This is a genomic window from Paraglaciecola marina, from assembly GCF_004360155.1.
In the GTDB taxonomy this organism is placed as follows: domain Bacteria; phylum Pseudomonadota; class Gammaproteobacteria; order Enterobacterales; family Alteromonadaceae; genus Paraglaciecola; species Paraglaciecola marina.
Genome location: NZ_SAIS01000001.1, coordinates 490,931 through 514,808, shown reverse-complemented (window position 1 = coordinate 514,808; position 23,878 = coordinate 490,931). Strand labels below are relative to the sequence as shown.

Annotated in this window: 24 protein-coding genes; 12 read left to right on the top strand and 12 right to left on the bottom strand. The window is 39.4% G+C overall.

Going from position 1 to position 23,878, the window contains the following annotated elements; genetic code table 11:
* Window positions 1–43 precede the first annotated feature (43 nt).
* On the top strand, window positions 44–616 hold the full coding sequence (locus EOK74_RS08365) for a hypothetical protein (protein WP_133469522.1): 573 nt from the start codon (window positions 44–46) through the stop codon (window positions 614–616).
* Between the two features lie 110 nt (window positions 617–726).
* Window positions 727–2,181, top strand: a complete 1,455-nt coding sequence (bepA, locus tag EOK74_RS08360) for a beta-barrel assembly-enhancing protease (protein ID WP_133469521.1) — start codon at window positions 727–729, stop codon at window positions 2,179–2,181.
* On the opposite strand, the gene EOK74_RS08355 is transcribed toward bepA, so the two are convergent.
* On the bottom strand, window positions 2,167–2,634 hold the full coding sequence (locus tag EOK74_RS08355; RefSeq protein ID WP_133469520.1) for a TlpA family protein disulfide reductase: 468 nt from the start codon (window positions 2,632–2,634) through the stop codon (window positions 2,167–2,169). The two genes, bepA and EOK74_RS08355, sit on opposite strands and share 15 nt — an antisense overlap.
* A 76-nt stretch (window positions 2,635–2,710) precedes the next feature.
* Between EOK74_RS08355 and arsC the strand changes: the two genes are divergently transcribed.
* The 4 genes from arsC to EOK74_RS08335 are packed head-to-tail and all read left to right on the top strand — an operon-like array spanning window position 2,711 to window position 4,212.
* Entirely contained in the window at window positions 2,711–3,061 is a 351-nt protein-coding gene (gene arsC / locus EOK74_RS08350; RefSeq protein WP_133469519.1) for an arsenate reductase (glutaredoxin), read from the top strand.
* The gene (gene wrbA / locus EOK74_RS08345) at window positions 3,058–3,651 is read left to right on the top strand and encodes an NAD(P)H:quinone oxidoreductase (RefSeq protein ID WP_133469518.1); all 594 of its coding nucleotides are present in this window, start codon (window positions 3,058–3,060) and stop codon (window positions 3,649–3,651) included. Before arsC ends, wrbA begins: the two co-directional genes overlap by 4 nt.
* Before the next feature lies 1 nt (window position 3,652).
* A complete protein-coding gene (locus tag EOK74_RS08340; protein ID WP_133469517.1) occupies window positions 3,653–4,078 on the top strand; it encodes a DUF2069 domain-containing protein in 426 nt (141 codons plus the stop codon).
* Window positions 4,079–4,116: 38 nt separating this feature from the next.
* On the top strand, window positions 4,117–4,212 hold the full coding sequence (locus tag EOK74_RS08335) for a VOC family protein (RefSeq protein ID WP_133469516.1): 96 nt from the start codon (window positions 4,117–4,119) through the stop codon (window positions 4,210–4,212).
* 195 nt (window positions 4,213–4,407) lie between these two features.
* Here the strand turns inward: EOK74_RS08335 and hda are convergent, their stop codons facing one another.
* Both hda and EOK74_RS08325 read right to left on the bottom strand, forming a co-directional pair.
* The gene (hda, locus tag EOK74_RS08330) at window positions 4,408–5,127 is read right to left on the bottom strand and encodes a DnaA regulatory inactivator Hda (protein ID WP_133469515.1); all 720 of its coding nucleotides are present in this window, start codon (window positions 5,125–5,127) and stop codon (window positions 4,408–4,410) included.
* A complete protein-coding gene (locus tag EOK74_RS08325; RefSeq protein WP_133469514.1) occupies window positions 5,115–6,200 on the bottom strand; it encodes a DUF2066 domain-containing protein in 1,086 nt (361 codons plus the stop codon). The genes hda and EOK74_RS08325 overlap by 13 nt, the downstream gene beginning before the upstream one ends.
* 184 nt (window positions 6,201–6,384) lie before the next feature.
* Between EOK74_RS08325 and purM the strand changes: the two genes are divergently transcribed.
* The 4 genes from purM to fadE all read left to right on the top strand — a co-directional run bounded on the left by purM (window position 6,385) and on the right by fadE (window position 11,435).
* Window positions 6,385–7,422, top strand: a complete 1,038-nt coding sequence (gene purM, locus EOK74_RS08320; protein WP_133469513.1) for a phosphoribosylformylglycinamidine cyclo-ligase — start codon at window positions 6,385–6,387, stop codon at window positions 7,420–7,422.
* Window positions 7,423–8,079, top strand: a complete 657-nt coding sequence (gene purN / locus EOK74_RS08315) for a phosphoribosylglycinamide formyltransferase (RefSeq protein WP_133469512.1) — start codon at window positions 7,423–7,425, stop codon at window positions 8,077–8,079.
* On the top strand, window positions 8,066–8,794 hold the full coding sequence (locus EOK74_RS08310) for a DUF3108 domain-containing protein (RefSeq protein WP_133469511.1): 729 nt from the start codon (window positions 8,066–8,068) through the stop codon (window positions 8,792–8,794). Before purN ends, EOK74_RS08310 begins: the two co-directional genes overlap by 14 nt.
* 175 nt (window positions 8,795–8,969) lie before the next feature.
* Window positions 8,970–11,435, top strand: a complete 2,466-nt coding sequence (fadE, locus tag EOK74_RS08305; RefSeq protein ID WP_133469510.1) for an acyl-CoA dehydrogenase FadE — start codon at window positions 8,970–8,972, stop codon at window positions 11,433–11,435.
* A gap of 344 nt (window positions 11,436–11,779) precedes the next feature.
* Here fadE and sohB read toward each other — a convergent pair whose 3' ends face one another.
* The gene (gene sohB, locus EOK74_RS08300) at window positions 11,780–12,817 is read right to left on the bottom strand and encodes a protease SohB (RefSeq protein ID WP_133469509.1); all 1,038 of its coding nucleotides are present in this window, start codon (window positions 12,815–12,817) and stop codon (window positions 11,780–11,782) included.
* A 192-nt stretch (window positions 12,818–13,009) separates the two neighbouring features.
* Between sohB and EOK74_RS08295 the strand changes: the two genes are divergently transcribed.
* On the top strand, window positions 13,010–13,753 hold the full coding sequence (locus EOK74_RS08295; RefSeq protein WP_133469508.1) for a YciK family oxidoreductase: 744 nt from the start codon (window positions 13,010–13,012) through the stop codon (window positions 13,751–13,753).
* Between the two features lie 90 nt (window positions 13,754–13,843).
* On the opposite strand, the gene glnS is transcribed toward EOK74_RS08295, so the two are convergent.
* The 3 genes from glnS to EOK74_RS08280 all read right to left on the bottom strand — a co-directional run bounded on the left by glnS (window position 13,844) and on the right by EOK74_RS08280 (window position 17,219).
* Complete coding sequence (gene glnS / locus EOK74_RS08290; protein ID WP_133469507.1) at window positions 13,844–15,505, bottom strand: glutamine--tRNA ligase; 1,662 nt, start codon at window positions 15,503–15,505, stop codon at window positions 13,844–13,846.
* Window positions 15,506–15,830: 325 nt separating this feature from the next.
* A complete protein-coding gene (locus tag EOK74_RS08285) occupies window positions 15,831–16,304 on the bottom strand; it encodes an EF-hand domain-containing protein (protein WP_133469506.1) in 474 nt (157 codons plus the stop codon).
* 234 nt (window positions 16,305–16,538) lie between these two features.
* On the bottom strand, window positions 16,539–17,219 hold the full coding sequence (locus EOK74_RS08280) for a rhomboid family intramembrane serine protease (protein WP_133469729.1): 681 nt from the start codon (window positions 17,217–17,219) through the stop codon (window positions 16,539–16,541).
* Window positions 17,220–17,422: 203 nt separating this feature from the next.
* Here EOK74_RS08280 and EOK74_RS08275 point away from each other — a divergent pair, with 203 nt between their 5' ends.
* A complete protein-coding gene (locus EOK74_RS08275; protein ID WP_205964558.1) occupies window positions 17,423–19,018 on the top strand; it encodes an amidase in 1,596 nt (531 codons plus the stop codon).
* A gap of 54 nt (window positions 19,019–19,072) precedes the next feature.
* On the opposite strand, the gene EOK74_RS08270 is transcribed toward EOK74_RS08275, so the two are convergent.
* The 5 genes from EOK74_RS08270 to EOK74_RS08250 are packed head-to-tail and all read right to left on the bottom strand — an operon-like array spanning window position 19,073 to window position 23,869.
* On the bottom strand, window positions 19,073–19,660 hold the full coding sequence (locus tag EOK74_RS08270; protein ID WP_133469505.1) for a nucleotidyltransferase family protein: 588 nt from the start codon (window positions 19,658–19,660) through the stop codon (window positions 19,073–19,075).
* On the bottom strand, window positions 19,650–20,684 hold the full coding sequence (locus tag EOK74_RS08265; protein WP_133469504.1) for an XdhC family protein: 1,035 nt from the start codon (window positions 20,682–20,684) through the stop codon (window positions 19,650–19,652). The genes EOK74_RS08270 and EOK74_RS08265 overlap by 11 nt, the downstream gene beginning before the upstream one ends.
* Before the next feature lie 10 nt (window positions 20,685–20,694).
* A complete protein-coding gene (locus EOK74_RS08260; RefSeq protein ID WP_239024052.1) occupies window positions 20,695–21,834 on the bottom strand; it encodes an RDD family protein in 1,140 nt (379 codons plus the stop codon).
* A 17-nt stretch (window positions 21,835–21,851) separates the two neighbouring features.
* Entirely contained in the window at window positions 21,852–23,033 is a 1,182-nt protein-coding gene (locus EOK74_RS08255; RefSeq protein ID WP_133469503.1) for a vWA domain-containing protein, read from the bottom strand.
* On the bottom strand, window positions 23,033–23,869 hold the full coding sequence (locus tag EOK74_RS08250) for an AAA family ATPase (protein ID WP_133469502.1): 837 nt from the start codon (window positions 23,867–23,869) through the stop codon (window positions 23,033–23,035). Before EOK74_RS08250 ends, EOK74_RS08255 begins: the two co-directional genes overlap by 1 nt.
* Window positions 23,870–23,878 lie beyond the last annotated feature (9 nt).

The following is a 23,878-nucleotide window of genomic DNA, read 5'->3' as shown; positions in this document are numbered from 1 at the left end:
TCATCCTGATAAAATAATCAAATAGGTCAAAGGGAGGCAATTTTTGCTACAAAATTGGAACTGTCGATTTGGCAGTATAAAAACCATAACACAGTTAAAAAAAACTATAAATATGGGGGAAATCCCTAATTATTATAGCTTGGTGGCTAATAAGCTTTCTGAATTAGAAGGTACCTTCACCGATGGCTTTGATAACAATATTAAGTATTTATTAAAAAAAGATAACTGGCAAACAGGCAATTTAATTAATGGCAAACCTCAAGTTAGTTTAATCAAACACTTAAACGCCTATTCTTTTGACTTGCATTGTTTCCCCATCATTAATGATGAACCACAAATGCTTGTGAAACCTTACGACCCCTTGTCGCCTTTTAAAGAATTTAATCCTGCTGTTCTCGGTCCATTATTACGGATACCAAATCTACAGGAATTTATTAACATAACGATACGCTTTGGTGATGAGGCAGACTTGGAACTTTTAAAATATACCCATATGTTAGTAGAGCAACTTGTGACGTTATTGAAGCAAAATATTTTAGTTATTGAAAACGCTGGGGCGTCTATTGAAGAAATTTATACTGAATCAATGACGCAACTCCATGAACAAGGTAGTTAAAGCCGATATAATTGAACTAATAATACAAAAATGATTCTTAGGCACTAACCAGAACATTTGAAATTATCCAGTGATTGGTCACAAACAAGAGCAAAACCTAGAATAAATTTATGCTAAAACAAATTTTGACCACTTTATTGTCAGCACTTTTGACTGTGTTAATAAGCAGCGCTTCAGTGGACGCTGCAAATAAAAAAAATGCGCTACCCGAAATAGGTGTAGTGGCCTCAAGTGCTATCACTTTAGATAAAGAGGTACTAATAGGTGATGTACTGATGCGGCAATTGCGAGGTCAAGGGCCAGTAATTAGTGATCCTCTACTTGATGAATATATTCAAGACATTGGGAACCGACTAGTTGCACAAGCTGAAAATGTGAAATTTCCTTACACTTTCTTTATTTTGAACAGCCCAGATATAAACGCTTTTGCTTTTTTTGGTGGCCATATCGGTATTCATACAGGCCTTATTTATAACGCTAGAAACGAATCAGAACTTGCTTCAGTGTTAGCCCATGAAGTAAGTCATGTTACTCAAAGGCATATAGCTCGTAGTATTGAGGCCAAGCAAAAATCGTCACCGCTGCAAATAGCTTCAATGTTAGGCTCAATTTTACTAGCTGCAGTTAATCCAGAAGCAGGGATTGCTGCACTATCTACCGCTAATGCAGCGTCTGCCCAATCGTCAATAAACTACACCAGACAAAATGAAAAAGAGGCAGATAGGGTTGGTATTAACATATTGGCACAGGCCGGATTTGACCCAAATGGAGCGAGTAGTTTTTTTGGAATTTTAGCCGAAAAAAGTCGCTTAAAATCGACTCGTTTAGCTTTTTTACAAACTCACCCATTACCTGAATCAAGAATTGCTGACGCTCGATCCCGAGCAGCTTCATACAGACCAAGAAACGTGCCCCCGAGCTTAAATTTTCATTTAGCAAAATCAAGGATCTTAGCTCGGTATTACGGCAACCCTAAAAATAATATCGCTTATTTTTCTTCTTTATTAGACAAGCAAAGTTATGTTTTCAAGCAGGCTCCACAATATGGCCTTGCCCTAGCTTATTTAGCTAATGAACAACCCCAAAAGGCCCGTGTCTTGATCGAAGAGCTACTCGAAAAGGACCCTAATAACTTGTTCTATTTAGATACCTTTTCTGATATTGCCATTGAGACTAAACAATACCCAGAGGCAATTGAAAAACTCTCGAGACAAAGCGCATTAACCCCATACAACCAAGTGGTTACATTGAATCTAGCCAACGTACTGATTCAAGGCCAGCAACCAGAAAAAGCAGTTGCCTTGCTGAAAGATTTCTTATTGATTAACCCAGAAAGCATGCTTGCCTATGAATTATTATCTGAAGCGTTTCGCATGAGCGAGCAAAAGTTAGAAATGCATCAAGCTAAGGCAGAGTTATACTCTTTAGTTGCTTCCTACCCTAGGGCCATTGATGAGCTACATACCGCTTATAACTTTGCAGGTGATAGGCAAATCGAAAAGCAAAGAATTAGAGCCAGAATAGACCAATTCAGAACGGCACAGGAAAGATTACAAACTCTGTAATTTATCTATTGTTTGTTTTAATTTTGCTGCACTTTGTTCACCTTTCAATTGAGTAACCACAGCCCCTTTAGGATCTAAAATAAAAGTGGTAGGTAAGCTACTGGGTGCTTGTTGCCACGGCAGGGTTTTTAGAAGACTAATGACTGGGAAATGAATATCGTACTTTTGCTTTAGTCCCAACAACTCATCAACAGAAAGAGTGTCGTAACTCACGGCAAACAGTCTTATAGAAGTTCCATACTGATGATGAAAGTCATTTAACTCAGGAAGCTCCCGTAAACATGGTGCGCACCATTCTGCGAAATAGTTTACGACAGTCCATTTCCCTTCAGAACTGCGCCACTTGTGTGCCTTGCCGTTTAATACTTCAAAGTCAGTTGCTAGATATTGGTTCAAACCAAACCCCAGCGACAGAGCAATTAAGGAGACAAATACAATTAAAAGCTTCTTCAAGGTGAGATATTCCTTAACAAAAACAGCCAAATTAACGGTAGAATACGACTTTTAACCTAAGCTGAAAATTAAATTTATGTCAGAACTAAAAATTTTACATAACCCTAGGTGTTCTAAAAGCCGCCAAACATTGCAACTGCTGCAAGACAAAGGATATACACCCGAGGTCATAGAATATCTAAAAACACCAATAGATAAGATGCAAATTGCAAATATCATCGAATTATTAGGTTTTTCTAGCGCTAGGCAACTTATGCGAAAAGGTGAAGATGCATATAAAGAACAAGATTTAGCAAAAGAAGAAAACGAAGCCGCGTTAATTCAAGCTATGGTAAACACACCCAAACTCATAGAAAGGCCGATTGTTTTAGCCAATAGTAAAGCTGCCATTGGACGCCCTCCTGAATCCGTATTGGATATTCTATGAGTCGCCCAGTTTTAGTACTGTATTACAGTCGTCATGGCTCTACCCTTGCTATGGCTAAAAAAATAGCTCAAGGTATTGAGCAGCAAGGACTTGAAGCTAGACTGCGCACCGTGCCTGAAGTCAATACTAATATAGATAATCAACAAGCTGCAGTACCCGCTACTGGCGACCCATATGTAACCCATGAAGATTTACAGGAATGTTGCGCTTTAGCGCTAGGTAGCCCCACCCGATTTGGAAATATGGCCGCCCCCCTTAAATACTTTTTAGATGAAACTAGTGCCCAGTGGTTAGCCGGAACCATGGAAAACAAGCCAGCCTGTGTATTTACCTCAACATCTAGTATGCATGGGGGCCAAGAAACCACCTTAATTACAATGATGATACCGCTTTTACACCATGGTATGTTTTTGTGTGGTTTACCCTACTCGAGCCCACAGCTACATACCACCCAAACAGGTGGAAGTCCCTATGGTGTTACTCACTTGTCCCAAGGGAAGCTTGGTAATAAATTGAGTGAAGATGAGCAAGCTCTATGTATCCAACAAGGCAAAAGACTTGCAATATTTGCCAGTAAATTAGAGAAATAACATGACTTTTAATAGCGCATTTTTTCGAAAACTCACCCTTTTCAGTTACTTTCCTTTGGTGATTTGGCTTCCGGTATGGCACTTTTATCTAACACCAGATAAAACAACCTCGACAACCTTCACTATATTGTTTTGGATTGTGCCTATATTGCTGCCAGCTGTAGGCTTAATAAAAGCAAAACCTTATACCCATGCTTGGACCAACTTCATCGTGATGTACTATTTACTTCATGGCCTAACGGCAATTTACGCTGTTGAAGGAGAGAGGTTATATGCTTTTATTGAAATTGTTTTATGTTGTTTATTATTCACAGGATGTAGTGTTTATGCCCGTTTAAGAGGCCGAGAGTTAGGCTTGGGCATACGCAAGTTAAAAGAGGAATTAGCAGAAGAAAAACAAGCCTTTGAAGGCCAAAAGCCCAAATAAAATTCAGCTTATTATTTTACTAATAAAAAAGGTGAGACATGAAGTATTTACACGCCATGATACGTGTCAGAGATATAGCGAAATCGTTACATTTTTACCAAGAGTTACTTGGCTTAACCCTTATAAAAAATTGAAAATAAAAGAGGCCGTTTTTCTCTGTATTACCTGGCGACTTCAGAGGGAGAGCCTGAAATTAAATTAACTCATAATTGGAATACTAATTGAGTGGTTACAAAAAGGAGCTGACCTGCCTGAACATAATCAATAGGAAAATATGCATAATTCAGGCTCTTGGTAACCCCGTTATAACCGGTAACCTTGCAGTTTTACTATAGTAAGAGAGTATCTTTTACAAAAGGGATAGTAAGTTTTCGTTGTTGTTGCAGAGATTTTTCATCCAAAATATCTAAAGATTGTATAAGCGCAGGCATATCTCTTTGCCAATGGGTCACTAAATACCTAGCAACATCCCGAGACATATTAAGCCCCCGATGGCTTGCTTTTACTATTAAGGCTTCTTGGCGTTGCTCATCAGTCAGAGAATGTACTTGAAAGCTAGTCCCCCAAGATAATCGAGAAATTAAATCAGGAAGTTGCAACGTTAACTTTTGAGGGGTTTGATTGCCGGTAATCACCATGCAACTATCACCTTTTTCTTTGACGCGATTTATTAAATTAAATATTGCCTCTTGCCAATCCTGTTCGCCATCTAAATATTCGATATCATCAAAACAAATTAATTGATAATGCTCAAGACTCTGTAAAACATCAGGAGACATTTGTTGCTTTTCTTTAAAACTAAAATAAACACAGGTCACATTTACATATTCAGCCTGCAGGCATGAAGCATACAACAAATGGCTTTTCCCCACCCCTGTATCAGCAAACAAATACGTCAACCAATGCTCAATATTCTTATTTGTATGCTCTTCAAATAGATTTAATAAATGATGGCAGACTTGTTGATTTTTCCCTGGGATAAAACTCTCAAAAGATTCAGTATCTTTCAATCCTACAGGTAACAACAACTGACTAGTTACTTGACCCAAAAGAACTCCAACTCAAGGATTGGTTGCCCAAACTCATCCGTAACAGCTTGAACATGTTTATCTAGTCGTAATACGGTTTTCAAATCTTCCTCAGTTCCTAACAAGGCTAGTTCGAAAGTAGCTTGTTCTCCAACCTGGCTAACTAAAGTACCACGGCTCACTACACTTAAGCTTTCCAAAAACTCTAAAGCCTCTGCATAATCAGTCAATGATTTAAGGTTATTAAATTTTAACTCTATTTTATTTTCATTAGGGTTGATTGACGCTAGGTCTACTGCGTATTGTAGAGCTAAATTATCTGCTAATACATCAACTAATTTAACTGCTATAGAGTTGTGCTGCGCTGCAGAAACCTGTCCTGACAATAATTTACCATCACCAAGCATTGTCCAATCTGCAAGCCAAAGACTGTTTAGTTTGTTTTCATTATCCAAATCTTTCGCTTTATAGATTCTGGCAGACAACACAGACTTAACACCATACCTTTCACTAGCTCGATTTAAGTTTAGCGTAAAGCCCCCCCAAACATCATAAACATTTAGCGCTTGTCGATCATCTAAGTCCCATAAAGGCTCAGTAAACCTAACCCCTCTCAATCGCCCCTGTTGATGTAACTCATCAAATAGCTCAGGAAAATTCTCAGCATTAATGATTTCTTTTGCACCATTATCAGACTCTGTTACCAGCCACACTATAGTATCTGGGCGTCTTTTATCCCATATAGGAAAGCCTGAATTGCGAATAAGAGTTTCGATACGTTGGGGTTCAAAATTAATAAGAAGATACAGCTGAGACTCCCGGTTTTCGTAACTATAGGAACGAATAAACCTAGTCGGCTTAGATATAGCATTTTTAATTTGAGCATCAGACAAAATATCACTATTGCCGCGAACTCTTACTAAAACCTGTTTAATCGCTGACGTAAATGCAGCACTTTGCGCTTTATTTGATTGATCAGAAACCGCTATCGTGGCATCAAACAAATCTTCAATAACAGCTGCATGTAGCGGTTGCCAAGCATTGAAACACCAGAACACTACAACCAAAAACGCAGATTTAATCTTTATTGGCATCTGGGCCAACACTCCTCAAAGCAAATATGTACTAATCAGAAAGTATTGTCTTTTATTTAGCAACAAAATTCACCTATTGTTTAGTAAATTATCTGTTCTACATAAAAGAGTGATCTGTGATTGGTATTAATTAAGCAAGCTGTTAAAATCTGCGCTCTTTTTTAGGGCCAACCGAGGAACACCCGTGAGCGAGAAGAATTCATCATTAAGTTACAAAGACGCTGGAGTAGATATTGACGCAGGAAACCAGCTTGTTGAAAGAATAAAATCGGTCACAAAAAAAACTCACAGACCCGAGGTTAAAGGGGGATTGGGTGGATTTGGAGCACTATGTTCGCTACCTGAAAAATATAAAAAACCACTTTTAGTTTCTGGTACTGACGGTGTAGGTACAAAACTTAGACTCGCCATGGACTTGGAACAACATTCTGGCATTGGTATAGATCTAGTTGCTATGTGTGTGAATGACTTAATTGTTCAGGGTGCCGAACCACTATTTTTTCTAGATTATTATGCAACCGGTAAACTTAATGTAGATACGGCTACTGAAGTGGTAACGGGTATTGGTAAAGGCTGCCAATTATCTGGCTGCGCATTAATTGGCGGAGAAACGGCTGAGATGCCAGGTATGTATCACGGCGAAGACTATGATGTAGCAGGATTCTGTGTCGGTGTGGTTGAAGCTGATGATGTGATAGATGGTAGCCAAGTTGCCGAAGGTGATGCCCTACTAGCTTTGGGGTCATCAGGTCCTCACTCTAACGGTTACTCACTCGTTCGTAAAATTATTGAAGTATCAAATAGTGACACAACCGAATTGCTTGAAGGTAAACCTTTAGCCGACCACTTGCTTGAACCTACCCGTATTTATGTGAAAAATGTTTTAACGCTATTAGAACAAGTGAAAGTGAGTGCAATTTCACACATAACAGGTGGCGGTTTTTGGGAAAACATACCAAGAGTGCTTCCTGAAGGTACAAAAGCGGTTATTGATGGAAGCAGTTGGCAGTGGCCAGCGATTTTCAACTGGCTTCAAGATAAAGGTAATGTCACTACCCATGAAATGTACAGAACCTTTAACTGTGGTGTTGGACTTATCATTGCTCTACCTGAAGAAAAAGCAGCAGAGGCAATAAAAATTCTTGCCGATTTAGGTGAGAACGTATGGAAAATTGGCCACATTGAAAAAGGTGATAACGAACAACAGGTAGAGATTAACTAGGTGCAAAACTCAAAACCTGAAAAGTCGATAGTCGTTTTAGTTTCCGGTAATGGCTCTAACTTACAAGCAATTATCGACAACATTGCACAGGGCAAAATAAATGCCAAAGTCGTAGCCGTTTTTGCGAATAAACAAAATGCATACGGTTTAACTCGAGCTAAGAATGCCGATATTCCTGCGGTCTTTATTGATCATAAAGAATTTGCAAGTCGTGAAGAATATGACAATGAAATGATGGAGCGTATTGACCAATACTCTCCTGACTTAATTGTCTTAGCGGGTTTTATGCGTATTCTAACTGCAAATTTTGTTGAACATTACCAAGGTAAAATGTTAAACATTCATCCGTCTTTATTGCCTAAATATAAAGGGCTAGACACTCATCAGCGGGCTATTGACGCTGGAGATGATGAACATGGCGCGTCGGTTCATTTTGTAACAGCAGAACTTGACGGCGGTCCTGTTGTCTTACAATCCAAAGTACCAATCTTCGCATCACAAGACGCCGAAGAATTAGCTGATAGAGTGCAACAGCAAGAGCGACAAATGTACCCTTTAGTGATTTCTTGGTTTTGTGCTGATAGGTTAAAAATGATCGATAACCACGCAGAGTTAGATGGTCAATTATTGGATGAAATGGGATATGCAGTTGGTTAAATTAATCTTATGGTCGGTTATTGTTTTAGGCTCTACGTTAGTTAGCCATGTCACCTTCGCCGAAAAGAGCAAGCTAGCTGAGTTTGAAGCTGAATATACAGTTAATAGATTTGGCAGAAGTCTAGGCATTGCAAAGTTAAGTCTGGCTGCAGAAGATGAAAATTACCGGCTCAATTATTACTCAAAAGTATCAGCTTTCTTTTTATCTGATATTCGCTCTGAAACCAGCCTATTTTCAGTTAAAAAAGATGGTGATTTACACCCTATTTCATACGCCTACAGCCGTAGTGGTACCGGAAGAAATAAAAGTACCAAAATAGACTTCGATTCGAAAGATACAAATATTATCATTAATCAGGGTGAGCCCATCAATTGGCAGGACGAGTTAGATAACCAATTGTATCGTCTTGATGTCCAATTAAAATTGGCCGCAGGCGAAACTGAATTTTCCTATGATATTATTAATAGTCGCGGACAATTACGACACTATAACTTAGTCGTAGTTGGTACTGAGCAACTAGACCTACCTTTTGGCATGATAGAAGGTGTGAAAGTCTTATTTAAGAGGGAAAACTCTACTCGTGAAACCATAGCTTGGTTTTCACCACAACTAAATTATCAACTTGTTAAGTTACAGCAATTTAAAGACGATAATGAGCAAGGGGATATTCGCTTAAAAAGCTTCAAATCAGATGCTATCTCACCAGCCTCATAGACCAATCTAATTTATCTAGATTTTAAACAGTTAAATTTACGCATCGAAACCCCATAACAAAACATTTACATTTCTCTCCCTTTATTTACCTATCGCTTGCGCTAATACTTGATTTTAATGTAACAAAAATATAACGTACCTATTGTGGTCAGACCTCTAAAAAAGGAAATACTAAATGCAATTATTTATTTGGTTTATATACGTTTTAGCTTCGCTAGCCGTTGCTAGTTATTTTCGAATGAAACTCTTCAATGGCACAGTGGCGGTATTCTGTCTATTTGTAGTAGGTAGCATTCTTGGCATTATTGGCGAATTTAGTTGGTTGTTGTTTTTAATTGCAGCTATTCCGTTAAATATTGAGTCTATTCGTAAGCAATATCTCACTACGCCTATATTAAACAGTTTCCGCAAAATCATGCCCGAAATGTCTAGCACAGAAAAAGATGCTATCGACGCAGGTACGGTGTGGTGGGATGGTGAGCTATTCAGTGGTAACCCCAACTGGCAAACCCTACACAATATACCTCAAGCTCGCCTAACAGCTGACGAGCAAGCTTTTCTTGATGGCCCAGTAGAAGAAGTTTGCAAAATGTGTGATGACTGGGAAGTTACCCATAAGAAAGCCGACTTATCACCAGAAATTTGGCAATTTTTACGGGATCATAAGTTTTTCGCCATGATCATCAAAAAAGAATATGGCGGTTTAGCATTTTCAGCCTACGCACAATCTAGGGTATTACAGAAGTTATCTAGCATCAGCGCCGTATTATCCACGACAGTAGGTGTGCCTAACTCATTAGGACCGGGCGAGTTATTGCAGCACTATGGTACCAAAGCACAACAAGATCATTATTTGCCTAGGTTGGCTACCGGTGAAGAAATCCCTTGTTTTGCCTTAACTGGACCAGAAGCGGGTTCTGATGCAGGCTCTCTTCCCGATACCGGCATCGTCTGTAAAGGACAATGGCAAGGCGAAGAAGTAATAGGGCTTAGCCTTACATTTAACAAGCGCTATATTACTCTTGCGCCAGTGGCAACAGTTGTAGGTTTGGCATTCAAAATGTTTGATCCAGACGGTTTACTTGGCGATACAAAAGATTTAGGTATTACCTGTGCATTACTTCCTAGAGATACTGCAGGTATGGAAATTGGTAATCGCCATTTTCCACTGAACGTTCCATTCCATAATGGCCCAATACGCGGAAAAGACATTTTTGTCCCCTTAGATTACATCATAGGTGGTGCTGAAATGGCGGGGCAAGGCTGGCGTATGCTAGTTGAATGTTTGTCAGTTGGTCGTGTAATTACCCTACCCTCGTCTTCAGCAGGTGGAGCAAAAAGCATCGCTTTAGCCACAGGTGCTTACGCCAGAATTCGTCGCCAGTTCAAATTACCTGTTGGTAAAATGGAAGGTATAGAAGAGAAGTTAGGCAGTATTGGGGGTAACGCATATCTAATGGAAGCTGTAACCTCGTTCTCAACTAAGGGGGTAGATATTGGCGAAAAGCCTTCGGTTATTGGTGCTATCTGTAAATATCACTTAACCGAAAAAATGCGCCAAACCGTTGCCGAGTCTATGGATATCCATGGCGGTAAAGGTGTTATGCTTGGTCCAAATAACTATTTGGGCCGTGCCTATCAAGGGGCACCTATCGCTATAACGGTTGAGGGCGCGAATATCCTTACCCGTAACATGATGATATACGGCCAAGGTGCTATGCGTTGTCATCCTTATGTATTGGACGAGCTTCTAGCAGCTAATAATCAAGACGACGATGAAGCATTAGAACAATTTGATCGCGCAGTATTTGGTCATATTGGTTTTGCCTTCAGTAACTTCTTTCGCAGTATCTGGTTTTCATTATCAGGCGCACATTTAGCAAGTGCTCCATTTAAAGATGATACTGCAAGGTACTACCGCACTATGCAGAGGTATAGCACCAATTTAGCCTTCCTATCAGATGTGTCTATGGCTATGTTGGGTGGCGAGTTAAAGCGTCGTGAAAGATTATCAGCACGACTAGGTGATGTTTTAAGTTATCTTTACCTAGCTTCATGTGTACTTAAACGTTTTGATGATGAAGGCCGTCAAGCTACTGATTTACCATTAGTTCACTGGGCTATGCAAGACAGTCTATATAAGCTTGAAGTAGCACTTGAAGAGTTGTTGAATAACTTCCCATCTAAGATTTTAGGTAAAGCCTTAAAGCTAATCATCATGCCATTTGGTAAAAGCTATAAACGCCCATCAGATAAACTTGAGCACAAGATAGCAGGAATTTTACAAACGCCTTGTGAAGCACGTGACCGTTTAGGTAAAGGCCAGTTCTTATCTCGTGAGCCAGGTTGTTTACTAGGTGATCTTGAGCAAACTCTAGAAAATGTATTAGCAGCAGAACCTATTTACAATACAGTTTGTAAAGCAGCAGGCCAATATTTACCTTTTACAGAATTAAACCTTGTAGCTGAAAAAGGCTTAGAGTTAGGTGTTATTTCAGAAGAGCAAGCCGAACTCTTAAGGGAAACCGAGAAAGGCCGCTTGCGCACTATCAATGTTGATGATTTTGACCCAGCTGAGTTAATTCAAAGTGTAGAGAAGCCAAAGCCAAAACGAAAACCTAGGACAGTAAAATCAGCCTAAATTAATACTGCAAATGCCCTGAGATTCAGGGCTTTTTATTATCTGGCACTTTATATCCTCAAGCCTTCGATAATAATGGGTCTCATAATCTCTACATACCGAGTCCAGTAGCGGAAATAAAAAGACTGCACAAGTATACAGCTAGCAACTATTACTCCCACTCGTTTCTTGTTCTACCTAATCACAAACGCTCAACTCCCCCTTGTAATATTATTACTAAGTATTTCAGTCTTGCCGTCTAAGACTAAATGGAATAAATATTAATCTGTAACTGAGTATTTGAGCCAGATACAAAAAAGCCAGCTGAAGCTGGCTTTCTAATATCTAAAACAGGTCATAAAAACTTAGCGAAAGCTATTCGTTCCTTTACTCCACAATCTCATCATAAGCGATTCAAAGCTCAAACTTGCCGCCAATCCTAAACGCTCAGGAAGGCTTTTTTTCATGCTGTACTTAACAGTAAAGATATTCTTATCTTTATTGGCAGTCAAAATGTAATCATCTGATGTGTTAATTTCATCAATTAATCCAAGCTCTAGTGCTCTGATGCCATACCAATATTCTCCAGTTGCCACTTTAGCTATATCTAAATCAGGGCGTTGCTCTTGTACAAAGTCTTTAAACATGTGATGTACATCTTCTAACTCTTCTTTGAACTTCTCTCGGCCTTCGTCATTGTTTTCACCAAACATAGTTAGGGTACGCTTGAAGGCGCCAGCTGTGTGTTGTTCAAATTCAATATTGCTTTTCTTCAATAGTTTATTGAAGTTAGGGAGCTGGGCAATCACACCAATTGAACCAATAATGGCAAATTTAGCAGCTAACACATGGTCAGCCACACAGGTCATCATATAGCCACCACTTGCTGCCACTTTATCAACTGAGATTATTAGTTTGATATTGCTATCTTTAATTCTTTGCAATTGCGAAGCGGCTAATCCATATCCATGAACTACGCCACCACCGCTTTCTAACCGAACTAAAACTTCATCTTCCGGCTTAGCGACACACAAAATTGCAGTGACTTCTTCTCTTAAGTACTCCACTTCGTGGGCATCCATAGAGCCAGAAAAATCAATAACAAATAGCCTACCTTTATCAGCTTTGCTGCCATCAGACTTTTTCTTATCTTTCTTTTCAGCTTTTTGCTTTTTCTTTTGATCTTTTTGATATTGCTTTAATTCTTCTTTTGTCAGCAACTCACCACGAGCAAGATCAGTAATGGCGTCAAGTTTTTCCGACAATGAGTCAATTTCTAAATGACCTTTCCCTTGTTTTTGTTTACTGACAATCCCAACTATGCCACCTAAAGCGAGCAAAATTGCGATCACTATCGTTACGGCTTTTGCGATAAACAATCCGTATTCGTATAAAAATTCCAACCGGTATACTCCTATTTCTTTCGTTCTACTTATTATGGGGATAAATACCTAAAATAAAAGCCACAGCTATATCTAGATAAAGCAAGTGACAAGTTTTTGAAAACAATAATCTGTGTTTTTTAAGGCATACAACTATCGAACATCAGTCATTAAATGTTAACATTTTGATATTATTAGACTTAATCAATCACTATGCATAACTACCAAGCTACAGACAATTATTTAAAAGACAAAACCATACTAGTAACCGGTGCAGGAGACGGCATTGGTAAAGAAGCGGCACTCCAATACGGAAAACATGGTGCTACCGTTATTTTACTTGGCAAAACCGTTGCTAAGCTTGAAACTGTGTATGATGAAATCATTGCCCTAGGTGGGCCAGAACCTGCCATAGTGCCCTTAGATCTAAAGGGCGCTACAGCCCAGAATTATCGTGATATGGCGAATACCATCAGTGATCAATTTGGTTGTTTAGATGGTTTATTACACAACGCTAGCCTACTTGGGCATTTAGGCCCCTTTACTCAAATTAGCGAAAATGATTGGCAAAATGTGTTTCAAGTAAACCTAACCAGCCAGTTTTTAATGACACAGGCTTTAATACCTATTCTTAAAAAAGCGCCAAGTGCCTCTGTGATATTTACCACTTCTAGTGTAGGCATAGCTGGTAGAGCTTATTGGGGACCTTATGCCATTTCAAAATTTGCGACCCAAGGTATGATGCAAGTCTTAGCAGATGAATACGATAATAGCAGCATTCGTTTTAATAGTTTAAACCCAGGGGCAACACGCACCGTGATGCGCTCTAAAGCTTACCCAGCTGAAAATCCTGAGACTCTTAAAACGCCAGCCGAAATCATGCCCTTATATCTATATTTGATGGACAACTCGGAAAGCCAAGAAAATGGAGAAACCTTTCACGCACAACCTAAATAGCCCAAGTAGCCTGGGGGAATATTTAATTAAAAAAACATAAAAAAAACCGGATAGTAGATCCGGTTTTTATTTATTAAACAGTAAGTTTTACTAACTTGATATTTTCGCCCAAGTGTCTCTTAAGCCAACAGTTCGATTAAACACTAATTTATCACCGGCACTGTCTTTATCTTTGCAGAAGTAACCTGTTCGCTCAAACTGCACAGGGGCACTTAATTCGGCTTCGACCAAGCTTGGTTCAACCACCCCTTGCTTAATAACTAATGACTCTTGATTAATAGTAGATAAAAAGTCTTCTTCTGCCGCAGGGTTAGGTACATTAAACAAACGGTCATACAAACGTATTTCTGCTGGTATTCCATGTGTTGCTGATACCCAATGAATAACGCCTTTTACTTTACGACCATCTGCAGGGTCTTTGCCTAAGGTATCTTTATCATAACTACAGTAAACCGTAATAATGTTACCTTGCTCGTCTTTCTCTACCCGTTCGGCTTTAATTACGTAAGCATTTCTTAAGCGTACTTCTTTACCTAACACTAAACGTTTGAATTTTTTATTAGCTTCTTCCTTAAAGTCTTCAGCCTCGATATAAATCTCTTTGCTAAATGGAATACTTCGCTTACCCATAGACTCATCAGAAGGATGATTGGGCGCAGACAACACCTCATCTTGCTCTTCATAGTTTTCAATGACTAGTTTAAGAGGTTCCAATACAGCCATAGCTCTAGGTGCATCTGCGTTTAATTCTTCACGAAGACAAGCTTCTAACATAGACATTTCAACTATGTTATCCATCTTAGTCACACCGATACGTTTACAAAACTCACGTACAGATGCAGGTGTATAACCACGGCGGCGCAAGCCAGCAATGGTTGGCATGCGTGGATCATCCCACCCAGCAACATGATTGCCTTCTACTAAATCAATGAGCTTACGTTTACTTAACACTGTGTATTCGAGATTTAAGCGAGAGAATTCGTACTGATGAGGCGTTACGTCTATGGTGATGTTCTCAAGTACCCAATCGTACAAACGGCGATTATCTTGAAACTCAAGAGTACACAATGAATGAGTTATACCTTCTATTGCATCAGAAATACAATGGGTAAAATCATACATAGGGTAAATACACCATTTATCACCAGTTTGGTGATGGTGCGCAAATCTAACACGATACAAGGCTGGGTCTCGTAGACACATAAAGGCTGAGCTCATATCAATTTTTGCTCGAAGCAAACACTCGCCTTCTTTAAAGTCACCATTTCGCATTTTTTCAAAAAGAGCTAGGTTTTCTTCAACTGAAGTATCACGATATGGGCTATTAGTACCCGCTTCTTTTAAGGTACCTCTAAGCTCACGCATTTTTGCTTGGCTAGAAAAATCAACATAAGCTAAACCTTTATTAATCAGCTCAACGGCAAACCCGTAAAGCTGATCAAAATAGTTAGAAGAGTACCTAACTTCACCACTCCACTGAAAACCTAACCAAGAGACGTCCTCTTGAATGGAGTTCACGTAGTCAATATCTTCTTTTTCAGGGTTAGTATCATCAAATCTTAAATTACAGGCCCCTTGATAATCTTGGGCAATACCAAAATTCAAGCAAATAGATTTAGCGTGGCCGATATGTAAATAACCATTTGGCTCTGGGGGGAAACGGGTTTGAACCTTAGTGTGTAAACCTTCCTGTAGATCTTTATCGATTATTTGACGAATAAAGTTGGTCGGACGACTATCAGTCTCGGCCATTAATGCACCCTCTATATATAAATTGAAAAAAAACGAAGAAGGATATTATACCAGTATCAAAGGTGAGCATAAGACTTTTTGATTTGAGCATTGATAAATTCATTCGAGCAAACAAATCCGACAATAAAAAGCCTCACAATAAAAAGAAATTCATTTTGTCTTCAACGAGAACAAAGGGTAACAATAAATTGTAATTATTTTAGATTTCAAGGAATTTGAATCTGTCGATCACTACGGCAGAAAGTGATCGATAAATTAGCCACGTTGCTTCAACATTACTTAATCAATAAAAATTTTACTGCCAATACTGACAGTTCAATAATCGTTATACAGTGGTTTCTATGTGCGATACTTCTTTAGCATCAACCTGGGGGGTATCAGATAGAAAACTATCTTGAGTTCCCCTGTTTATCATTTGCTCTCTATAAACATGTATTTGAGCCTTGTGAGCTTGATGGGCACGAAGTGCTTCCAACTCAGATGGTAGTGTACTTTGACTTTCAGTTTTACTTTCTAGATGTTCAGATAGCATTGCTTGACGGCGACGAACTTGTGCCTGCATATTTTCCTCGATGCTAATTTCTCCATTTTTATCTGAGTCAACCTTTTTAAAAATTTTTGAAAAGTTTTCTGCATCGATACCTTTTTCAATCATGACATCTATCGCTTCAGACCTGGACAATGCTTTGTTTCCATCAGCATCAGCATCACGAAAGTTTTCCTGTGCTCTTTGCTGCATCATCTGTCTCATTTGAACGGGTTCGACTCCTTGTTGATACCCCCCTGATATTGCATTCATATATTTCTCCTTAGCAACTGTTGGCAAAACAATTACTGCAAGTTACAGCCCAACTTCAAATCTCCTAGAGAGAAACGAAATAAACTAATATATTTCAAAAAGTTAAGTTTATTCTTGGTTCTAAATTGCATTATCAGCTCTAATAATCGGAAACACACTGCCACTTTGGATTTAAAAAGCCAGACTTAGCCCTAAATATGGGAAAAAATTTGCCATAATTAAAATAATCACTCACTAGTGAAACTTCTTTTGATCATAATCTGAAGACTCACTATTTTGTAGTTGCCATTCATTGTGGTGACACTCCTCTTCGTCAAGAACCTCTTCATCTTCCCAATCGTATTGTTTAACAAGGGGTTTAGGATCAGTGTTTCTCCATATTAAAGCAGCGATAAACCCCGCCACAGCACCAAAAAAATGGTACTCATAGGATATGTATTGCTCTCTAGGGAAAATCGTCATTGTCATACCCCCATACATCAAGAAAGCAATCATCATAATAGCCACGGACATTTTATCTCGCCTAAAAATACTCACCACAAACAAATAGAAAAACAAACCATGGGTTAAGCCACTGGCGCCAATGTGATTGGCTTCTCTTGCAAATAACCACACGCCAATGCCTGAAAGCAACCAGATTAATCCTACAACCTTCAACCAAGATTTTGGGTAACCATAAAACACCATGGCACCTAACAGCAAAATGGCCAAACTATTATTGAATAGATGCTCTAAAGAGCTATGAACTAAGGGCGCGGTAACAATACCTAACAGCCCATTAGCGTGCAGAGGCACTAATCCCATAAAGGATAAATTCCAGCCAAATAAGATTTCAGCAGATTTAATACACCACAATAGGGCAACGGCAAAAACCGCATATATAATACTTTGAGATAAACGATTATTTCGGTTCATCAATTAGATATTGGGTAACCTAGCTTGATTTAAAGGTGCAAAATAAAATAGAACACTGCGACCTTGCAGCTATCCGTAAGATTCAAGTACTAGTACTAGTACTAGTACTAGTAATTGCAGTTACAAAACATAAATGCTTAACTATTCACGACATATAGATTTATACATCCTAAAAACAATAATTAAATAACAGGAAGTAGTACGTGCATACTAAAGCTTGCGATACCAAGTACCTCAAAAACACTTCATTAAAGTTACTAGCTTCTATAACAGCTAGCCTACTTTTTATGAGCTCGGCACCAATGCCTGAAAAAGATTTGCCTGAATTTACTTTCACAGAAACAACAATAGAGAACATTCACTCGGCAATAAAAACAAAAGCAATAACCTGCCAAGCTATTACTCAAGGGTTTATTGACCGTATTACCAAATATGATGAAATAAGTAATCTAAACGCCATCATTTATATAAATCCTAAGGCCATAAGCAAAGCCAAACAAATGGACCTGCAATTCACTGAGGAACCAAAGCTCAAACCTCTACAATGCATCCCAGTTATTTTAAAAGATAACTTTGATACCGCAGATATGCCTACCGAAGCAGGATCCATTGCTTTAAAAGGCTCCATACCACCAGATGACGCTTTTATAGTTAAAAAATTAAGAGACGCTGGCGCAATAATTATTGCAAAATCAAACATGGGAGAATGGGCTTTCAGCCCAAATAATACGATTAGCTCCACCCATGGTGAAACCCATAATGCTTACGACCTAAGCCGTGTCCCCGCAGGCTCCAGTGGCGGCACTGCGTCTGCTATCGCTGCCAATTTTGGCGTTATCGGAATAGGCTCAGATACGGGTAACTCAATACGAGGACCATCATCACATCTAGCATTAGTGGGTATGCGTTCAACCATAGGAGCCACTAGCCGAGACGGGATCATTCCATTATTACTCAACCGAGATGTAGGCGGCCCTATGCTCAGGACGGTCAAAGACACTGCTCGTGTTTTCAACGCTATTGCTGGCTACGACGAAGCAGACCCAACAACCAAAGCATATTTAGACCATAAAGTGGCTGATTACACAGCTAAATTAAGCCTAAACGGATTAGAAGGTGTGAGGCTGGGCGTTTTAAGGGAAATTGTCGATGAAACCACTGCAGACAAAGACACTCTAAAAGTCTATGCCCAAGCTTTACAAGATCTTGCTTCCCAAGGGGCGGTTATTGTGGATCCCATCACTATTCCAGAGTTTGAAAAACTCACTAAAGCGACAGGTTTTTGTAGCCGTTTTCGGTATGATTTAAATAACTATTTGGCCACCCTAACCAGTCGTAATGAGATTAAAACATTACAAGATGTGGTAGCTCAAAAGAAACATCGTCCAGAAAATGCCGGCTCTATGAATTGGGCAATGAAAGTGCCTGCAAATATAACGCCTGCTGAACAAACACCACCTTGTGTAGACGTACAAGGTGATCCTAGGAGAAAAGCACTGTTAAACGCAGTGGTAAATACCATGGATAACTTAAAGTTAGATGCCATTGTTTACCCCACTTGGAGTAACCCACCCAGAAAAATAGGCGATTCACAGAGCCCTAGTGGCAATAACAGTGGCAAAATAGCCCCACATACTGGACAACCAGCGATTACAGTGCCAATGGGTTATGTAAAAAATGGCTTGCCGGTTGGTTTACAGATATTAGGTAGACCCTTTACAGAAGATAAATTATTTCAATATGCCTACGCCTATGAGCAAGCCACCATGCATAGAAGAGCTCCGCTATTATTCCCCTAGCCAATACTCTTTTCACTAACAGACAAAATGCAATACAAGTTGGCTCGTGAGATTTTACCGAACCAATCTTAACAAATCGTCTTGGGTATCAATATCAATGACTGCCTCAGACATAGTGACTTTAATCACATTACCATTGTGATTTTGCAGAATATCCCTCGCCCCTTTGTCACCCTGAAGCTTACTCAGCTGAGAAAAAAAAGCTTTAGGAAAAATAGCCGGCACACCGGCTTTGTCTTGATATTCCGCAGCAATTATCTTTTGAGGGTGCTGTTTAGACGCTTCTAAAAGAGCTTTGATAGCCAGGCTTCTTATGGCTATTTGATCAGCTAACCCAACTAAAACATGAGTTGTAGATCTAGATAACACACCGATAGACTCAGCTAAGGAATGCCCCATGCCCTGCTCCCATGACTGAGCGATATATGCATTAACAGTAATGGGAAGCACCTTAGCTACGGCTTTTGCATTGGCCCCTAAAATCACAGTGCCAAAAGCAATATCTTCAAGCCACTTACCATCTTGCTGATAAGCCGAAAGACAGTGACAAACCATGACTTGGCCATTTACTTCAGCTAGCTGTTTGATCCCATTAAACCTGCGACTTTTTCCTGCGGCTAACAGCAGCAACTCAGTTTTCATGGTGTGAGTTTGGAATAAATGAACTCAATGAATTACTAATAGATAGCCCATCGGTTTGCTCTAATGCGGCATGAACTTCAGCGAGCATAGATAAAGCGATAGACTCTGGCAATTCGCCCCCTAACCTCAGGCCAACAGGGTTAGCTAATGGCTTAACCAAATCATTTCGACTCATCGCAATATGTTCTAAAATTCTATCGGTTCTATGTATTGGCCCTAGCAAGCCTATGTATTTAGCACGACTTACTTGTAACAGTTTTAACGCAGCAGCGTCTAACTTTATATTGTGGGTCAATATCAAGGCAGCATCAATTTCAGATAGCCAACTCCCATTTGGTAAATTATCAAATGGTTCACGAATAATCTGATTTGCCTTTGGGAAATGCTCTGGTTTGGCATACCCCATTCTAGGGTCTAGCAATAACACATCCCATCCTAATTCAGCAGCTATCGCCACTACAGGCTTAGCGTCAACACCTGCACCAAACACAGCGATTAGCGGCGCTGGGCCAAGAACTTGCGAAAACACATTCGCACCAGCTTGAGTTTTAATACCAACTTTACTCGTGGCCTTTATTGAACTCACCGGCACTAAAGAGTTTTGAGGGACCAGTTCATCAATTAGCTGTTGATACTCGACTAGTTTACGTTCAGCGATATTGTTATGAAGTTCGTCGAGCCTTAAATAATGATTACTGGCATTTACTGGCTGCAGTAAAATTTTGACCATGCCACCACATCCAATACCTAATTGCCACGCTAAGTCTTCTTCTTCACGCATATCATATTCAACAATACGGGATTGAAGGTTATCCCAACAGCGCCTAGCTTGACGCATAATATCGGACTCTAAACAGCCACCGCTGAGCAAACCAAAATATTGCCCCATATCATTTATCATCATCATGGCCCCTGCCTTACGGTAAGAGGAGCCATCAGTTTCAATAATTGTAGCTAAGACCCAAGCTTGGCTGTCACGCTTATCTGACCAATAACTTAACAACTGGTTAATTCTGTTTGCCATAAATAGTAATTTATTCTTGTTGGTTTTCTGAAGTGCCTAGAGTGACTTTGGGGTAACGTAAATCGATGACTAACGTCTCAGAAATTTTATCTTGAATGGCCTGACGATTAGGATCCCAAAATATCTGTAAAAACCCTAATAAGCCTGTGGCAAGCCCAGCACCATAGCCACCATAGCGCCCAAAACTTTCCCATAAATTTAAGCCACTGCCATCAAGTTGTAGTACCTTAATACCCACGACCTTTTTACCAGGTGTTTGACCATTCCACCAGGCAGTAAAAATACTAAAATAAAAGGCTGCCCACCCAAAACCTAACCCTAAATCTTCGGCAATTGTTTGAGCCCATGCGATTAATCCTGGTGGGGTGTTAGGGGTGTCTGTATTGATAACTTGGTCAAGGTTATTCTTAGACGTCTCAGCCAACAAGGGTTCAATGCTTTCTGATTCGGATAGTGCAATTTCCTTTGCTGGTTGAGTTTTTAACTCTTCCAATAATTGCTGAGCTTTGGCCTCTGTCATGTGTTCACTTACTGTTAAATCAGCGAAAACCTCGAGGATTCCTTGACGATCTTCAGCGCTAAGGTTTAATTGGTCAACATCCTCTACTAATAACTGACCTAAGGTTAACCAGCAATTATAAACAGGAGTACATTGGTTGTTATCGATTTTATTGTTAACACTTTTTACTTGGATCAAATATTTTGCCGTTAATGCTGAAAGCTCAATGCCTTTAATTGCTTCGCCACTTTTATCAGTATCCACCGTATCACTAACATCATCAAACACAGCTAGAGCAATAAAAAAAAGCAATATAGTGACTAAAAATCGCAAAAATATACGCACCATATTAAAACGTTTCTTTGTTTTTAGACGATTACCCGCTCTAAAAAATGTAGCTGCAGCCACAATCGCTAATATCAAACTACTTACTTGCGTTAATAACGTGACTAAAAATAGATCAATCGATAAAGCTATACCGCGTTTTACAGGGCTGGCGAGCCGCGTACCTAATAAATCATCTGCTACAAAAAAGGCATATGGAGTAACTATTTCGCGGGTTTCCTTTTTAGAATGGCTAGCTGTAGATTGTTTTACGTTATTGGTTACCTGTGGCTCGCTTGAGTCCAGTACTCTGTTATTATTTTCCATTAGCTTATCCCGCTAGTTTATATTTTTTTGGTTAAATGCTTTATACCCTCCCCTATGCCATCAAGTGTTAAGGGAAACATCCTGTTTTTCATCAGGTCTTTTATTATGCTGATAGAAGCATAATAATTCCAATACTGACTTAACTGTGGATTAAGCCATATTGCATGTTCAAAATGATTAAGTAAACGTTGCATCCAAACACTTCCAGGCTCTTCATTCCAGTGTTCAACACTTCCACCTGGGTAGGTAATTTCATATGGGCCCATAGTGGCGTCACCTACAAAAATCAATTTGTAATCAGCACCATATTTATGAATGATATTTGCAATGGGAATAACTTCACTACTGCGGCGCTTGTTGTCTTTCCACACACCTTCGTACACACAATTATGAAAATAAAAATATTCTAAATATTTGAACTCTGTGTGTACTGCAGAAAACAACTCTTCACATTCTTTTATGTGAGCATCCATAGAGCCTCCCACATCAAAAAACATTAAAACCTTTACGGCATTGTGCCTTTCTTGCACCATATGAATATCAAGCATACCGGCATTTTTGGCTGTGGCACCTATAGTGGTTGGCATATCTAACTCTTCAGAAGCACCGGTTCGCGCGAACTTTCGTAATTTGCGCAAAGCGACTTTGATATTTCGAGTACCAAGCTCTACATCACCAGAAAGATTCTTGAACTCTCGTTTGTCCCATACTTTTGCCGCTGAAAAATTACGATTACCTTGCTGCCCAATTCTTACGCCTTCAGGGTTATAGCCATTGGCGCCAAAAGGTGAAGTGCCTCCTGTACCAATCCATTTATTGCCCCCTTGGTGCCGCTTTTCTTGCTCAGCTAAACGCTCTTTCAAGGTTTTCATTAGTTCGTCAAGGCCACCTAAAGCTTTGACTTTCTCTTTTTCTTCGTCACTGAAATAGCGGTTTAACGCATCTTTCAACCATTCTTCTGGAATATCTTTTCCAAATAAATCAATGCTTTGTACCCCTTCAAAATAATCAGCAAAGGCTCTATCAAACTTATCAAACTGAGTTTCATCTTTCACCATGACCATTTTTGATAAAAAATAAAAGTCTTCGATACTGCCGAACACAACACCTTTTTCGAGAGCTTGAATCAAATCAAGAAGCTCCCTAAGACTTACTTTTAAACGGTATTCCCGAAGTTTAAAAAAGAAATCAACTAACATTAACGGCGCGCCATAAAGACCAATTTTTCAAATAGATGAATATCCTGCTCATTTTTAAGCAAGGCTCCGTACAAAGGCGGGATACTTTGCTTTCCGTCTTTATTTTGTAAGGCTTCAATAGGAATATCTTCAGCAACCAGCAGTTTCAGCCAGTCAATTAACTCTGAAGTAGAGGGCTTTTTACGTAGGCCAGGTACATCTCGCAAATCAAAAAATGACTGTAATGCTTGATTAAGCAGTTCCTTTTTAATGTTTGGAAAATGCACATCTACAATTTGTCGCATCTCTTCTACTTCGGGGAATTGAATATAATGGAAAAAGCAACGACGTAAAAAGGCATCAGGAAGTTCTTTCTCATTATTAGATGTGATGATAACGATTGGCCTTTGTTTGGCTTTTACGACTTGCTGGGTTTCGTATACAAAAAACTCCATTTTGTCGATTTCTAACAGCAAGTCATTTGGAAACTCGATGTCAGCTTTATCGATTTCATCGATTAACAATATACTGCGCTTATTTGATTCAAAAGCTTGCCACAACTTGCCCTTCACTATGTAGTTAGCAATATTATGAACTTTTTCATCCCCTAGTTGTGAATCCCTGAGCCTAGAAACCGCGTCGTATTCATACAAACCTTGTTGTGCCTTAGTTGTAGATTTAATGTGCCACTGGATCAACTCTGCATCTAAGCTTTTAGCCAACTCCTCAGCCAACATGGTTTTTCCAGTACCGGGTTCCCCTTTTATAAGTAGAGGCTTTTCTAGGGTAATAGCTGCATTAACAGCTAATTGTAACTCGCGACCCACTATATATTTATCTGTTCCACTAAATGACATTTAGACCTC

Coding starts and splice junctions, on each gene's coding strand:
- bepA (WP_133469521.1), top strand. CDS start 727: ATGCTAAAACAAATTTTGACCACTTTATTGTCAGCACTTTTGACTGTG.
- arsC (WP_133469519.1), top strand. CDS start 2,711: ATGTCAGAACTAAAAATTTTACATAACCCTAGGTGTTCTAAAAGCCGC.
- wrbA (WP_133469518.1), top strand. CDS start 3,058: ATGAGTCGCCCAGTTTTAGTACTGTATTACAGTCGTCATGGCTCTACC.
- EOK74_RS08340 (WP_133469517.1), top strand. CDS start 3,653: ATGACTTTTAATAGCGCATTTTTTCGAAAACTCACCCTTTTCAGTTAC.
- EOK74_RS08335 (WP_133469516.1), top strand. CDS start 4,117: ATGAAGTATTTACACGCCATGATACGTGTCAGAGATATAGCGAAATCG.
- EOK74_RS08325 (WP_133469514.1), bottom strand. CDS start 6,200: ATGCCAATAAAGATTAAATCTGCGTTTTTGGTTGTAGTGTTCTGGTGT.
- EOK74_RS08310 (WP_133469511.1), top strand. CDS start 8,066: ATGCAGTTGGTTAAATTAATCTTATGGTCGGTTATTGTTTTAGGCTCT.
- fadE (WP_133469510.1), top strand. CDS start 8,970: ATGCAATTATTTATTTGGTTTATATACGTTTTAGCTTCGCTAGCCGTT.
- EOK74_RS08295 (WP_133469508.1), top strand. CDS start 13,010: ATGCATAACTACCAAGCTACAGACAATTATTTAAAAGACAAAACCATA.
- glnS (WP_133469507.1), bottom strand. CDS start 15,505: ATGGCCGAGACTGATAGTCGTCCGACCAACTTTATTCGTCAAATAATC.
- EOK74_RS08285 (WP_133469506.1), bottom strand. CDS start 16,304: ATGAATGCAATATCAGGGGGGTATCAACAAGGAGTCGAACCCGTTCAA.
- EOK74_RS08280 (WP_133469729.1), bottom strand. CDS start 17,219: ATGAACCGAAATAATCGTTTATCTCAAAGTATTATATATGCGGTTTTT.
- EOK74_RS08270 (WP_133469505.1), bottom strand. CDS start 19,660: ATGAAAACTGAGTTGCTGCTGTTAGCCGCAGGAAAAAGTCGCAGGTTT.
- EOK74_RS08265 (WP_133469504.1), bottom strand. CDS start 20,684: ATGGCAAACAGAATTAACCAGTTGTTAAGTTATTGGTCAGATAAGCGT.
- EOK74_RS08260 (WP_239024052.1), bottom strand. CDS start 21,834: ATGGAAAATAATAACAGAGTACTGGACTCAAGCGAGCCACAGGTAACC.
- EOK74_RS08255 (WP_133469503.1), bottom strand. CDS start 23,033: ATGTTAGTTGATTTCTTTTTTAAACTTCGGGAATACCGTTTAAAAGTA.
- EOK74_RS08250 (WP_133469502.1), bottom strand. CDS start 23,869: ATGTCATTTAGTGGAACAGATAAATATATAGTGGGTCGCGAGTTACAA.